Annotated in this window: 11 protein-coding genes; 9 read left to right on the top strand and 2 right to left on the bottom strand. The window is 64.6% G+C overall.

The features are described from left to right. The first annotated feature begins 29 nt into the window (after positions 1 to 29). The gene (locus tag ACRVY7_RS07065) at positions 30 to 3,986 is read left to right on the top strand and encodes a DNA-directed RNA polymerase subunit beta' (protein ID WP_064866748.1); all 3,957 of its coding nucleotides are present in this window, start codon (positions 30 to 32) and stop codon (positions 3,984 to 3,986) included. Positions 3,987 to 4,082: 96 nt separating this feature from the next. Here ACRVY7_RS07065 and ACRVY7_RS07060 read toward each other — a convergent pair whose 3' ends face one another. Beyond that, positions 4,083 to 4,454, bottom strand: a complete 372-nt coding sequence (locus ACRVY7_RS07060; protein ID WP_431816542.1) for a VOC family protein — start codon at positions 4,452 to 4,454, stop codon at positions 4,083 to 4,085. A gap of 340 nt (positions 4,455 to 4,794) precedes the next feature. After that, complete coding sequence (locus ACRVY7_RS07055; RefSeq protein ID WP_431816541.1) at positions 4,795 to 5,448, bottom strand: TetR/AcrR family transcriptional regulator; 654 nt, start codon at positions 5,446 to 5,448, stop codon at positions 4,795 to 4,797. A 234-nt stretch (positions 5,449 to 5,682) separates the two neighbouring features. Here ACRVY7_RS07055 and ACRVY7_RS07050 point away from each other — a divergent pair, with 234 nt between their 5' ends. Genes ACRVY7_RS07050 through ACRVY7_RS07015 form a run of 8 tightly spaced genes read left to right on the top strand, consistent with a single transcriptional unit; the run spans position 5,683 to position 13,523 of the window. Next, the gene (locus ACRVY7_RS07050) at positions 5,683 to 6,462 is read left to right on the top strand and encodes an ABC transporter permease (RefSeq protein WP_431816540.1); all 780 of its coding nucleotides are present in this window, start codon (positions 5,683 to 5,685) and stop codon (positions 6,460 to 6,462) included. A 17-nt stretch (positions 6,463 to 6,479) separates the two neighbouring features. Then, a complete protein-coding gene (locus ACRVY7_RS07045) occupies positions 6,480 to 7,343 on the top strand; it encodes an MlaE family ABC transporter permease (protein WP_049698701.1) in 864 nt (287 codons plus the stop codon). Then, positions 7,340 to 8,362 (top strand): MlaD family protein, encoded by a 1,023-nt coding sequence (locus ACRVY7_RS07040; RefSeq protein WP_431816539.1) that lies wholly within the window; start codon positions 7,340 to 7,342, stop codon positions 8,360 to 8,362. The genes ACRVY7_RS07045 and ACRVY7_RS07040 overlap by 4 nt, the downstream gene beginning before the upstream one ends. Next, positions 8,359 to 9,417 carry an MlaD family protein gene (locus ACRVY7_RS07035; RefSeq protein ID WP_431816538.1) on the top strand — a complete coding sequence of 353 codons (1,059 nt, stop codon included), beginning with the start codon at positions 8,359 to 8,361 and terminating at the stop codon, positions 9,415 to 9,417. Before ACRVY7_RS07040 ends, ACRVY7_RS07035 begins: the two co-directional genes overlap by 4 nt. Continuing rightward, complete coding sequence (locus ACRVY7_RS07030) at positions 9,405 to 10,421, top strand: MlaD family protein (RefSeq protein WP_431816537.1); 1,017 nt, start codon at positions 9,405 to 9,407, stop codon at positions 10,419 to 10,421. Before ACRVY7_RS07035 ends, ACRVY7_RS07030 begins: the two co-directional genes overlap by 13 nt. Further along, positions 10,415 to 11,539 (top strand): MlaD family protein, encoded by a 1,125-nt coding sequence (locus ACRVY7_RS07025; protein WP_431816536.1) that lies wholly within the window; start codon positions 10,415 to 10,417, stop codon positions 11,537 to 11,539. Before ACRVY7_RS07030 ends, ACRVY7_RS07025 begins: the two co-directional genes overlap by 7 nt. After that, positions 11,536 to 12,567 carry an MlaD family protein gene (locus tag ACRVY7_RS07020; RefSeq protein WP_431816535.1) on the top strand — a complete coding sequence of 344 codons (1,032 nt, stop codon included), beginning with the start codon at positions 11,536 to 11,538 and terminating at the stop codon, positions 12,565 to 12,567. The genes ACRVY7_RS07025 and ACRVY7_RS07020 overlap by 4 nt, the downstream gene beginning before the upstream one ends. Beyond that, the gene (locus ACRVY7_RS07015; RefSeq protein WP_431816534.1) at positions 12,564 to 13,523 is read left to right on the top strand and encodes an MlaD family protein; all 960 of its coding nucleotides are present in this window, start codon (positions 12,564 to 12,566) and stop codon (positions 13,521 to 13,523) included. The genes ACRVY7_RS07020 and ACRVY7_RS07015 overlap by 4 nt, the downstream gene beginning before the upstream one ends. The last annotated feature ends 15 nt before the right edge of the window (positions 13,524 to 13,538 follow it).

Below are 13,538 nucleotides of genomic sequence, written 5' to 3'. Positions count from 1 at the left end.
TTATTGACAGAGCTCTGGAAAGGTAACAAGTGCTCGACGTCAACTTTTTCGACGAACTGAAGATCGGTCTTGCAACGGCCGACGATATCCACAACTGGTCGTACGGCGAGGTCAAGAAGCCGGAGACCATCAACTACCGCACGCTGAAGCCTGAGAAGGACGGCCTGTTCTGCGAGAAGATCTTCGGACCTACTCGCGACTGGGAGTGCTACTGCGGCAAGTACAAGCGCGTGCGCTTCAAGGGCATCATCTGCGAGCGCTGCGGCGTCGAGGTCACCAAGGCCAAGGTGCGTCGTGAGCGGATGGGCCACATCGAGCTGGCCGCACCGGTCACCCACATCTGGTACTTCAAGGGTGTCCCGAGCCGCCTGGGCTACCTGCTCGACCTCGCGCCGAAGGATCTCGAGAAGATCATCTACTTCGCCGCATACGTCATCACCTCGGTCGACGACGAGCTCCGCCACAACGAGCTCTCGACGCTCGAGGCCGAGATGGAGGTCGAGAAGAAGGCCGTCGCCGATCAGCGCGACGCCGACCTCAACGAGCGTCAGCAGAAGCTCGAGGCCGACCTCGCCGAGCTCGAGGCCGAGGGTGCCAAGGCCGACGTGCGCCGCAAGGTGCGCGACGGTGGCGACCGCGAGATGAAGCGGATGCGCGACGCAGCACAGCGTGAGCTCGACGCTCTCGAAGAGCTGTGGGACAAGTTCGTGAAGCTCTCCCCGGGCGACCTGATCATCGATGAGAAGCTCTACCACCAGCTGCAGGATCGCTACGGCGAGTACTTCACCGGTGCGATGGGCGCCGAGGCGATCAAGAAGCTCCTCGAGACCTTCGACATCGACGCCGAGGCCGAGTCGCTGCGCGAGACCATCCGCAGCGGTAAGGGTCAGAAGAAGCTGCGTGCGCTCAAGCGACTCAAGGTCGTCGCGGCGTTCCAGCAGTCGGGCAACTCGCCGCTGGGCATGGTCCTCGACGCTGTGCCGGTGATCCCGCCGGAGCTGCGTCCGATGGTGCAGCTCGACGGTGGACGCTTCGCGACCTCCGACCTCAACGACCTCTATCGTCGTGTGATCAACCGCAACAACCGCCTCAAGCGACTGATCGACCTCGGTGCACCCGAGATCATCGTCAACAACGAGAAGCGGATGCTGCAGGAGTCTGTCGACGCCCTGTTCGACAACGGCCGCCGCGGCCGTCCGGTCACCGGACCGGGCAACCGCCCGCTCAAGTCGCTGTCCGATCTGCTCAAGGGCAAGCAGGGTCGTTTCCGTCAGAACCTGCTCGGTAAGCGCGTCGACTACTCGGGCCGTTCGGTCATCGTCGTCGGCCCGCAGCTCAAGCTGCATCAGTGTGGTCTGCCCAAGCTGATGGCTCTCGAGCTGTTCAAGCCGTTCGTGATGAAGCGTCTCGTCGACCTGAACCAGGCGCAGAACATCAAGAGCGCCAAGCGCATGGTCGAGCGTCAGCGCCCGGCCGTGTGGGATGTCCTCGAAGAGGTCATCGCCGAGCACCCCGTGCTGCTCAACCGTGCTCCGACGCTGCACCGCCTGGGTATCCAGGCGTTCGAGCCGCAGCTCGTCGAGGGCAAGGCCATCCAGCTGCACCCGCTCGTGTGTGAGGCGTTCAACGCCGACTTCGACGGTGACCAGATGGCCGTGCACCTCCCGCTGAGTGCGGAGGCGCAGGCCGAGGCGCGCATCCTGATGCTGTCGTCGAACAACATCCTGTCGCCCGCGTCGGGTCGCCCGCTGGCCATGCCGCGTCTGGACATGGTGACCGGTCTGTACTACCTGACCACCCTCAAGGAGGGCGCGGCAGGCGAGTACACGCCGGCAACCGACGACGACATCGAGCGTGGCGTCTACTCGAGCCCGGCCGAGGCCATCATGGCCGTCGACCGCGGTGCGCTCACCGTGCAGTCGCGCATCAAGGTGCGTCTGACCGATCAGCGTCCGCCTGCCGACATCGAGGCCGAGCAGTTCCCGGATGGCTGGAAGTTCGGTCAGCCGTGGGACGTCGTGACGACGCTGGGTCGCGTGCTCTTCAACGAGCTGCTCCCCGTCGAATACGCGTATGTCGACGAGCAGATGCCGAAGAAGCGTCAGGCCGCGATCATCAACGATCTCGCCGAGCGCTACCCGATGATCGTCGTCGCACAGACCGTCGACAAGCTCAAGGACGTCGGCTTCTACTGGGCCACTCGTTCGGGTGTCACCGTGTCGATGGCCGACGTGCTCGTGCCGCCGGCCAAGGCTGAGATCCTCGAGCGTTACGAGGAGCGGGCCGACGGACTGGAGCGCAAGTTCCAGCGTGGTGCCCTCACCCCGGACGAGCGTCGTGATGCTCTGGTCGAGATCTGGAAGCAGGCCACCGAGGAAGTCGGTAAGGCCATGGAGGACTACTACCCCGACGACAACCCGATCACCATGATCCCGAAGTCCGGCGCGACCGGAAACATGACCCAGGTGCGAAACCTGTCGGGCATGAAGGGGCTGGTGACGAACCCGAAGGGTGAGTTCATCCCGCGTCCGATCAAGTCCTCGTTCCGCGAGGGTCTGACCGTCGCCGAGTACTTCATCAACACGCACGGTGCTCGTAAGGGTCTGGCCGACACCGCACTTCGTACGGCCGACTCGGGTTACCTGACCCGTCGTCTGGTCGACGTGAGCCAGGACGTCATCGTCCGCGAGACCGACTGCGGCACCGAGCGCGGCATCAACGTGTTGCTCGGTGAGAAGCAGCCGGATGGTTCGATCATCCGCGACGCGCACGTCGAGACCTCGGCGTACGCCCGCACCCTGGCCGCCGACGCGGTCGACGAGAACGGCAACGTCATCGTCGAACGTGGTCACGACCTCGGCGATCCGGCCATCGAGGCTCTGCTCGCAGCAGGCATCAACCAGGTCAAGGTCCGTTCGGTCCTGACCTGCGCGACCGGCACCGGCGTCTGCGCCATGTGCTACGGCCGTTCGATGGCGACCGGCAAGCTCGTCGACATCGGTGAGGCCGTCGGTATCATCGCGGCCCAGTCGATCGGTGAGCCCGGTACCCAGCTGACGATGCGTACGTTCCACCAGGGTGGCGTCGGTGACGACATCACCGGTGGTCTGCCGCGTGTCCAGGAGCTCTTCGAGGCGCGCGTACCCAAGGGTGTCGCACCGATCGCGGAGGTTTCCGGACGGATTCGCCTGGAGGACGACGACCGCTTCTACAAGATCACGATCATCCCCGATGACGGATCGGAAGAGGTTGTCTACGACAAGATCTCGAAGCGTCAGCGTCTGCGTGTCTTCAAGCACGACGACGGCTCCGAGCGTCTTCTCGCCGACGGCGACCACGTCGAGGTGGGCCAGCAGCTCATGGAGGGTTCGGCGAACCCGCACGAGGTGCTGCGCGTCATGGGTCCGCGTCAGGTGCAGGTGCACCTGGTCAACGAGGTCCAGGAGGTCTACCGGAGCCAGGGTGTGTCGATCCACGACAAGCACATCGAGACCATCGTGCGTCAGATGCTGCGTCGCGTGACGATCATCGACTCGGGTTCGACGGAGTTCCTGCCCGGCTCGCTCACCGAGCGTGCCGAGTTCGAGGCCGCGAACCGGCAGGTCGTGTCCGAGGGTGGCGAGCCCGCCGCCGGACGTCCGGTCCTCATGGGTATCACCAAGGCTTCGCTGGCGACCGAGTCCTGGCTGTCGGCGGCGTCGTTCCAGGAGACCACGCGTGTCCTGACCGATGCGGCCATCAACAGCCGCAGCGACAAGCTGATCGGTCTGAAGGAGAACGTGATCATCGGTAAGTTGATCCCGGCTGGTACGGGCATCAACCGGTACCGCAACATCGAGGTCCAGCCGACCGAGGAGGCCCGCGCGGCCGCCTACGCGGTGCCGTCCTACGACGACACCTACTACAGCCCGGACGGCACCTTCGGTGCTCCCGCCGGCGCTGCGGTTCCGCTGGACGACTACGGTTTCGGCAGCGAGTACCGCTGACGGCTACCCGCTGATCGAGCTTGTCGAGATCACCGAAGCGGCCCCGCACCTTCCGAGGTGCGGGGCCGTTTTGCGTCGTGACGATGCGTCGGGCGCTCACTCGTACCGGTAGGGCAAATACTGCACGTTCCAGTGGTTGCCGTCCGGATCGTCGAAGTAGACGAAGTGGCCCCACGACTGGACGTCGACCTCACTGGCGTCGACGCCGGCGTCGAGTAGCTGCTTGCGAGCAGCCTGGATGTCGGAGACGCAGAGCATCAGTGTCCCGGCGTTGGGTGGCGCGGCGTCGACGATGCCCCGGCCGAAAGCGATCGAGCAGCGCGAGCCGGGCGGTGTCATCTGCACAAACCTGATCTCGTCGGTGGGGGACGAGTCGTGGTCGGGGTTGAACCCGATCCTGGTGTAGAAGTCTTTTGCTCGATCGACGTCGGTGACGGGCAGAAACGCGACTTCCAGTGTCCAATCCATGATTGTGGCCTTTCAGGTGGGGCGCTTCGAGGTTCGAGCCGAGTGCCGATCACTCGACGAACCGAGCATCGCAGCCAATGCGGTCATATCGGGTCCGCAATAGAAACCCGGCGCCGCCCACTCGAAGGGCGGAGACGCCCAGTCGACGCGACGAGACGCCCACTCGGCTGGCTCGGGCGCCCAGTCGACGCGACGAGACGCCCACTCGGCTGGCTCGGGCGCCCAGTCGACGCGACGAGACGCCCACTCGGCTGGCTCGGGCGCCCAGTCGACGCCACGAGACGCCCACTCGACGCCCCCGCTGATCGAGCGCAACCCCCGCTGATCGAGCTTGTCGAGATCACCAGAACATCGGGGCGAGGAACTTCGACGCGTAGTCGCGCAGTGCGTCGGCGTCGTCGATGTCGACGGTGTGCGAGTCGGTGAGCGCGAACGACATGATCAACCGAAACAGTGTCTCCGACGCGAGCCGCAGGTCGGCGTCGGGCATGTTGGCGCCCGCGGCGCGCAGGGAGTCGACAATGCTCTGACTGAACTGCCCGACCATTTCGACCACGTACGGGCCGTCGAATCCGATGATCAGGTCGGCGGCGCCCGGCTCGTCGGCGAGTATGCGGGTGACGAGTTCATTGCTGCGAGCCCGCGTGATGGACACCTGGAACCCCTCGATCACCGCCTCGCGCGGGTCGAGGTCGCGAACAGCCTGTTGCATCTCGGAGAAGAAGTCCCTGCGCAGTTGCAGTACGACCTCGGCCAGCAGCGCATCCTTGCTGGGGAAACGGCGATACAGCGTGCTGCGGCTGACGCCTGCGTCGCGGGCGATGCGGTCGATGTTGGCTCGACGGACCCCAGAGCGCACGAACTCCGACGACGCCGCGTCGATGATCCGACGCTCCTGTTCCTCGGCACGCCGACGACGCGACGCACCCAGCATCGTCACCGCCGAACCCGCGTGAGTCGACGACGCGGTCGAGGCTGAGCCTACTTCTGACACTCGTGAACCATAACTCACTCCAACGTTTCACGATCTCAAACACTCGACACCGACGGTATCGAGCATCGAGCTTGCGACGAGCTTGTGTTTCTGCAGTTGAAAGCGCACCCACCAATAGGGGTGTGACAGCGGACACATGGATATGTGATACTCGCCTCGGCGCGAAGAATGAAACCGGGATGTCTGATACGTCCCAAAACCAAACAAGTGCTTGATTGAGTATGGGGGTTGCGCGTGCCGATGGCGCAGAGTGTGCAGGGCTTCGGCCGCACGGTCAGGCTGGGCGTGCGCACCTCTGTCATCGCGACCACCGACATCGTTGGCGGCAGGTTCCCGATCCGCGAGGCGACGATTCAGGCGTGGTTCCTGCTCAGCATTACGGTCCTGCCGGCCCTGTTGATGGCCGTACCGTTCGGAGTGATCATCGCGGTGCAGATCGGCGGCCTCACCAGCAACCTCGGCGCCACCTCGATGGCCGGAGCCGTCGGCGGCATGGGTGTCATCCAGCAGGGCGCGCCGATGGCCGCGGCCCTTCTGCTCGGTGGTGCAGGGGCGTCGGCGATCACGGCGGATCTCGGAGCACGCACGGTCCGCGAGGAGATCGACGCGATGCGAGTCCTCGGCATCGACCCCACCCGACGGCTCGTCGCACCGCGGATGGTCGCGATGGTGCTGGTCGCCCCGGTTCTCTCGATCCTGATCATCGTGATCGCGGTGGCCGCGAGCTTCATCGTGGCGATCGTCGGACAGGGGGTCATCGCGGGCTCGTATTGGCAGTCGTTCGGCAGCTACGCGTCGACCACAGACCTGTGGATCTGCCTGGGTAAGTCGGTCATCTTCGGTTTCGTCGTGGTGGTCATCGCGAGCAGACGAGGGCTCGAGGCCGCCGGGGGTGCCCGCGGCGTCGCCGACGCGGTCAATGCGGCCGTCGTGCTCGGCATCGTCGCGTCGATGGTGATCAACGTGATCATCACCCAGGTCACGACGCTCTTCATCCCGCCGCAGGTGATCTGACATGGCGGTGATCTGAGATGGCGCAACGCGCCGGGAGTTACATCCCGAGTACCAAGTTCCCGCGCTTGGAGAGAGTCGCCGACGACGCGGGCCGCCCCTTCGAGCACATCGGCCGCCAGGTGACGTTCGTGCTCGATACCATCGCGGGTCTGCCGCATACGGTGCGCGCGTATCGCAACCAGACCCTCGCGGCGTTCGCCGAGACCACCTGGGGCAACGGCTCGATCCTCGTCGGCGGCGGGATCGCGAGTGTGCTTGCAATCCTTGGTGTTTCGGTCGGCGGCATGATCGGCATCCTCGGTGTCACCTCGCTCTCATCGCTCAACCTCTCGCCGATGGCAGGCCTCATCACCGGGTACGCCGCCACGCGTGAGATGGCCCCGATCGTCGCGGCAGTGGGGTTCGCGGCGCAGGCGGGATGCCGGATGACCGCCGAGATCGGCTCCATGCGCATCTCGGAGGAGATCGATGCCCTTGAGGCGCAAGCGATCCGGCCGATTCCATTCGTGGTGGGCACGCGCGTCATCGCGGGAGTCCTCGCCATCGTGCCGTTCTATCTGATTTCGCTCTGCCTGGCCTATCTGTCTTCGAGGCTGGTCGTCAGCGTTGTCTACGGCAACTCGGCGGGCGCTTACGACCGCTACGTCGAGGCATTCGTGAGCCCGGTCGACGTCGTCTATTCGACGATCAAGGTCGTCGTCTTCGCGGTCCTGGTGATCATCGCGCACACCTATTACGGCTTCTTCGCGAGCGGCGGCCCCGAGGGCGTCGGCATCGCTTCCGGGCGGGCGATCCGCGCCAGTCTCGTGCTGATCGTCGCGGCCGACATGGTGATGTCGCTGATGTTCTGGGGTCTGAACTCGGGGCTGAACTTCGCATGAGCAGGGCACGCGAACTCTCCCCGGCCGCGCTGCGCAAGCGAGGCATCCTCGCCGTGCTCGTGGCTGTAGCCGTCGTCGCCCTCGTCGTCATCAAGCCCTTCAGCGGAGGCGACGACTCCGTGCGCTTCGCCATCGACGCCCCGTCGCTTCCCGACGGCGTGCAGGAGGGCGTGCCGGTCGATATCCGCGGCGAGACCGTCGGAGAGGTCTGCGGCCTCGACATTTCGCGACGCGACGTCACGCGCATGGAGGTCTGCGTCAACCGGGACGCCATGGGCGAACTGACCGACAACACGGCGGTCAGCTTCGTGTCCCGCAACCTCTTCGGCTCCGACGCCGTGCGTCTGAACCCGACGGGTTCAGGCTCGTCGGTCACCAGTGGCAGCACCATCACGCTCGCACAGGCGCCGTCGGATTACACCGTGACGGCCACCGTGCGCAGTGCGGGCTCCTTCACCCTGCCCGTGCTGTCCCCGCAACTCAGCGACCTACTCAAGCAGGTGAGCGACACGACGATTCGCCTGTCACCGTTCCTGACCGCCGCAACCGTCACCCTGCAAACAGTGCAGCAGGGACAGCGCACACGCCTGAATGCGCTCTTACCCACTGCCGCAGACGCTTTCAGTGGTGTCGGTGCAGCGGCAGCGGGCGCAATCAAGGGACTCAACATCTTCAACTCCAACCCCCTCCTGCTCGATCACGGTTACGTGCTTCAGGTCGCGCAGATGATCGGCGACATCGGAGATCTGTTCGGCGGCATGGGATCACTGTTCAACGGCCTCGCGCCGTTCGGCGCGTTCATGGACCTCACCAACGCATTCACGACGCCGCTCGGGCAAGGACTCTCGGGTGTCACCCCCGCACAGGTCGGCACACTGATCGATCATTTCGGCAACGCGTTCCACACCGATACGACGACGGGGCGGACCACCCTGTCGGTAACCGCGCACCTCGACGTCGTGCCCGGCGCATCGGCGCCGTTGAACCAACTGCTGTCGAGAGTGGGTGGCGGTTCGTGAGAAACGCGTCGTCGGCGACGAAACGACTACTTCTCGTGGCGGCCGTCGTGATCCTCGCCCTCTATGCGATCGTGCAGGCGATCAATCGGCCCGTCGGCGGCGACGTCGAGACCTACCGCGCCGAGTTCTCCGACGTGTTCGGGCTGCACAAGAACGCCGACGTCCGCGTGCGCGGCGTCCAGGTGGGCAAGGTAACAGACATCGATCTCCAGTCCACCGGCGTGGCGATGGTGACTTTCACCGTGCGCCAAGAGAATCGGCTCACCAGTCGCGATCAGCTCGCGATTCGATTCCAGAACCTCGTCGGCCAACGCTACCTCGCCGTCACCAAAGCAGAAGTCGCACAGAAAGCGGAGGTGAACGGGACCGCCAGCTCGACCACGCCAACGGATGCGGCGCCACTCGACCCCGATCAGGTGATTCCCGCGGCCAAGACGAGTGGCTCCTTCGACATCACCAAGCTGTTCAACGGATTACGGCCACTGCTGCAGGGCGCCGACCCCGAGGTGTTCAACACCTTCGCGACCAACATGCTCCATCTGCTCCAGGGCGAGGACGGCGTCGGGCTCGGCGACGTCCTCGCCGACGTCGAACGTCTCACCCGTTTCGCCACCGACAAGAAGGCCCTGATCTCCACGATCGTCAACAACCTCGGCGTCGTCTCCGCTGCGTTGCAGGGCAAGTCAGAGATCATCGGGGTGCTCATGAAAGGCCTCGGCGTACTCTTCGACACTCTCGAGACCAAGCTCGATCTGCTGAAGTCCGCATTCGGCAACGGCTCCAGGGTGTTTCCGCCGATCGTCGACCTGCTCTCGAACCTGTTCGACCTCACTCTCGGCGGCCACGACAACGTCTCTGCGCGCATCATGCAACTCGTCCCAGACACCAACCAGTTCGCCGAGGTGCTCGGCGCGTTGCCGACCTTCCTTGCGACCGTGAACGCGTCGATGAGTCACCTGGGCTTCGACGCGACGTGCTCGCGCGGCGAGGTGGCGCTGCCGGAGATGGGGCAGGTCCTGCTCGGCGGAGGGAAGGTGACGTTGTGCAAGGCCTGAGCCGACTGTCCGACTTCGCTGTCCGCGACCAGGTCTCCCGCAGGGCCGAGATCTCCTGGGCCGTCGGGGTTGTCGCCGTCGTGGCCGTGCTGGTGGTCGTCGTCGGCTTCCTCTACATCTCGCCTCCCGGGCGCGCGACCGTACACGCGGTGATGTCGGAGAGCGGCGGCATCAAGGGCGGCACCGAGGTACGCATCGCAGGCGTGACCGTCGGCAAGGTCACCGACGTCGCGCTATCCGACGACAAAGTCGACGTCTCACTCTCCGTCGACCGCACCGTATTCCTCGGCGACCAGACCTCCCTCGACGTCCGGATGCTTACCGTAGTCGGCGGAGCCTACGTCGCACTGCTGCCCGCAGGAGATAAACCTTTGGGCGACTCCGTGATTCCCGCTTCGCGTACCTCCGTGCCCTACTCGATCTCCGAGGTGCTCGACGCGGCAGCCAAGACCACGTCGGGCATCGACGCGCCGACGATGCGCGGCACCGCGGTGGCGCTGACCAACAGCCTCGACGCCGCGCCCGGCGCCATCCGCGGCATCATGTCCGACGTCGACACCCTCACGGGCTTGCTCGACAAGCAGCAGGATCAGATCAAGAGTGTCGCCGACATCGGCGGCGAATACAGCACCGCCATGGCGGCACAACGAGCCACTCTCGTCGAGATGATCAAGCGTATTCACGCCGTACTGCCGCTCATCATCGGCTACAAGGATCGCGGCATCATCACCTACGACGCCCTCGCGTCGCTCGTGCTCTATGTCGGCGACGTCCTCGGCGAGCCGTATCAGGCGCGCATCAAGCCGCCGCTGCGCAAGATCATCGCCTCCGCGGGCGAGACCAAAGACATCGCGGCAAAGATGAGTGTCGCGATCACACAGTTACGCGGTATCGCCGACAAGCTCAGTCGCACATTGCATCCCAATGGCGTGGCACTCGACTTCGGTGACCAGGTGATCGACGACTCGTCGATCTGTATACCCATCGCGGGCCGCTCATGTTGACCGCACGAGCACGCCGCATCGACAGCAGGGTGATCGCACTGGTTGCCGCGATCCTCGTCGTCGTGCTGCTTGTGGGTGCGGTGGTCGTCTACCTGAGGTCGACGTCGAACAACGCGCGTGCACTCTGCGCCAAGCTGCCCGATTCGGCCGGCCTCTATGCGGGAAATGCGGTCAACATCCGGGGCGTCAAGGTCGGAACAGTGACCTCGCTGAACCCCGAAAACGGTTACGTGACAGTACACATGAAGGTCGACGACCGGCCGCTGGCTTCCGACCTCAAGGTGGTCGCGATCAACAACTCGGTGCTCGCCGACCGTCGTCTCGAACTCGTTGGCACCGACGCACGCGGCGGCCCCGAACTCGCCGCGCAGACATGTGTTCCGCTCTCTCGGACGTTCACGCCCATCTCGGTCAGCGATGCGTTCCAGTCGTTCACGACGATGTTCAACGAGGTCGGGGGAGTCGGTACAGATGCGAAAAAGCCGGTGGGAGAGCTCATCTCGGTCACCTCGCGGGAGATCAACGGGACCGGCGGCGACATCAACAAGTCCATCAAGAACATGTCGAGCCTGATGGCAGCACCCGACGAGTTCCTCGCGCAGATGCGCTCGATCTTCGACAATCTGGCGACGCTCACCGACGTCACCACCCAGAACTGGGATGATCTGCGCGACATCGGGACCAACTCGGCGTCGTTGACCTTCATGATGGGCAGGCTGATCGAAGACTTCGTCTACATCTTCAACGGATTGTCGGAGGCCGCGCCCGCGATCGACGACCTTCTCGGCGACCTCCTGCCGCCGTTGCTCGACACGGCCGACGTCGCGAAGCCACTGATTGATCTCGGTATCGCCAAAACCCCTGACCTGCTTGTCCTTCTGCGTGAGATCCCGGGAATCGCGACGTCGGCGTCGGCCATGATGAGCCGGTCCGCGCGGGGGGTTCCGGTGTCTGTGTCGGGGCCGAAGGTGCTCACCAGGACTCCGAGTAGCGCGGCGCTGTGCGGACTCCTCGCCCGCAGCGGTGCCGGGCGCTGCGACGTCCGCACCGGACAGACGGCGGTCGTCGATCTCACCGGTCTGGTTGGCGCTGCGATTCAGGGAGGTCTCGGTCGATGATGCGTCGTGGAGTCTCACTTGTTCTGTGCGTATTGGCCGTGGTGGCAGCACTCGTCGTCGTCGCGGTCGGCCGTGGGACCAATCCCGCGAATCTGTTGCCGAGACTGACCTCGTCGTCGTCGAATTCGATGACGCTCTACGTCGACTTCTCCTCGGTCGTCAACCTCCCGTTGGGTGCGCGGGTGCTTTCGCGCGGCACCCAGATCGGCACCCTGGAATCCATCGAGCTCGTCCCCAACGCCGCGCGGCTGACCCTCGGCATCACGCCACAAGCCCAGGTGCTGCGAGGCTCGAAAGCCGAACTGCGACAGTCGACGATGCTCGGCGACATCTACGTCGCGTTGATACCGCCTGCCTCGTCGAGCGCGCCCCTCCTGCACGACGGCGACGTCATCGGTCTACACGACACAGACCCCGGCCCCCAGATCGAAGACATCATCACCAATCTCGCCGACTTCATGGCGGGCGGTTCGGTGATGCGAGTGCAGGATTCGATCCGCAAGGTCAACGAGTCCGTCGACATCAAGAACGGTGACCTCCCCGCAGCATCACGCGTCGGCGCCCACGATATCCAGGATCTCGCACGCGGCACCGACGAGCTGAACTCGATGATCGACACACTCGATGAAACCAGCCGCCAGATAGCTTCTGACCCAGATCTTCTCGCGATGTCGATGGGCCCGCAGGGCCAGTTCACCCTGGGATCTGTCATGGACGCGATCAGTGAGGGATTCAAACTCGTCGCGGGTTCCAGTGCCCTCGCGATCGGCCTGAGCTGGCTCACGCCGAGGCTCGCCGAGCTCAACCCGTTCCTGGAGAAGATCACGCCCCTGCTGCGCAGTTACTCCGCGACGTCGACCGAATTCAACGGCAACATCGGCAAGGTCGTCGACGTGACGCAGACAAAACTCCTCCCGTTCGCCAAGAACGGCGGGATCTCTGTCGACAAGATAACCGTGGGTGGGGATCGTCGGGAAGCAACCCGGTCGGTGACGGCGGTGCTGCGCATGATCGGAGCGGTCCGATGAAGGCGCGCTACATGTTCTCCATCGTGGCGACCGTAGCGGTGCTCATCCTCGCTGTCGCCTACCTCTCGGTGGGCGTACTGAAGATGCGCGTCATCTCCGACCAGACGACCGTCACCATCACCGCACCCAAATCCAATGGCCTGCATGCCGGTTCGGCTGTCTTGCTCCGCGGAGTATCGATCGGGCGTGTGTCGTCGGTGACCTACACCGGCGGCAACGACATCGACATCGAGATCTCCTACGACGCCGCGCACCAGATACCGTCGAACAGCAAACTCGTCATCGAGAACCAATCGATGATCGGGGAGTCGGGACTCTTCCTCATTCCCCCGAAAGACGATGCGGCCCAAACCATTCGTAGTGGTCAGACCCTGACGGCAACCGTGGTCGACGTCCCGGCGTCGGTACCGGAGCTCCTCGGCTCGACGCAGACGCTGCTCGACCAGGTCGACCCGACACTCGTCAACGATCTCGTCGACACTCTCGCGGCCGCACTCGCCGGAACCGAGTCCGACGTCGAACGCCTCACCCCAGCCGCGCAGGTACTCGCGGCGACGATGATTTACTCACAGCCGGCCATCGAGAAGATCATCGGAAACTCGACGACGATGCTGCAGGACGGCGCCTGGATCGGCCCGTCGCTGCGTCCGACTGCTCCCCAACTCGTGTACGCGGGCACCAGCGTCCGCGACGTCGTGACCGCGGTCAAGCCGTTCGCGGTCTCCACCGACGGCGGAAAGAAGATCCGGGATCGCTGGAAACCGTCGTTGAATCGGTCCGCTGAGTTCGTGAACACCATCGCACCCCCGTTGGGCAGCATCGCCGACACACTGCTCCCCGCCGCACGGCAGTCGGGTTCGGTGCTGGCCCAGATCAACATCGCGACGCTGGTGGAGCAGGCGATGAAGGTCCTGCCCGGCGACAGCCTGCAACTAACCGTGACCCCGCCGAGATGACAGCCCGAGGCAATA

The organism is Gordonia jacobaea (genome assembly GCF_965344965.1).
In the GTDB taxonomy this organism is placed as follows: Bacteria; Actinomycetota; Actinomycetes; order Mycobacteriales; family Mycobacteriaceae; genus Gordonia; species Gordonia jacobaea.
This window is presented reverse-complemented; position numbering and strand designations above follow the sequence as displayed.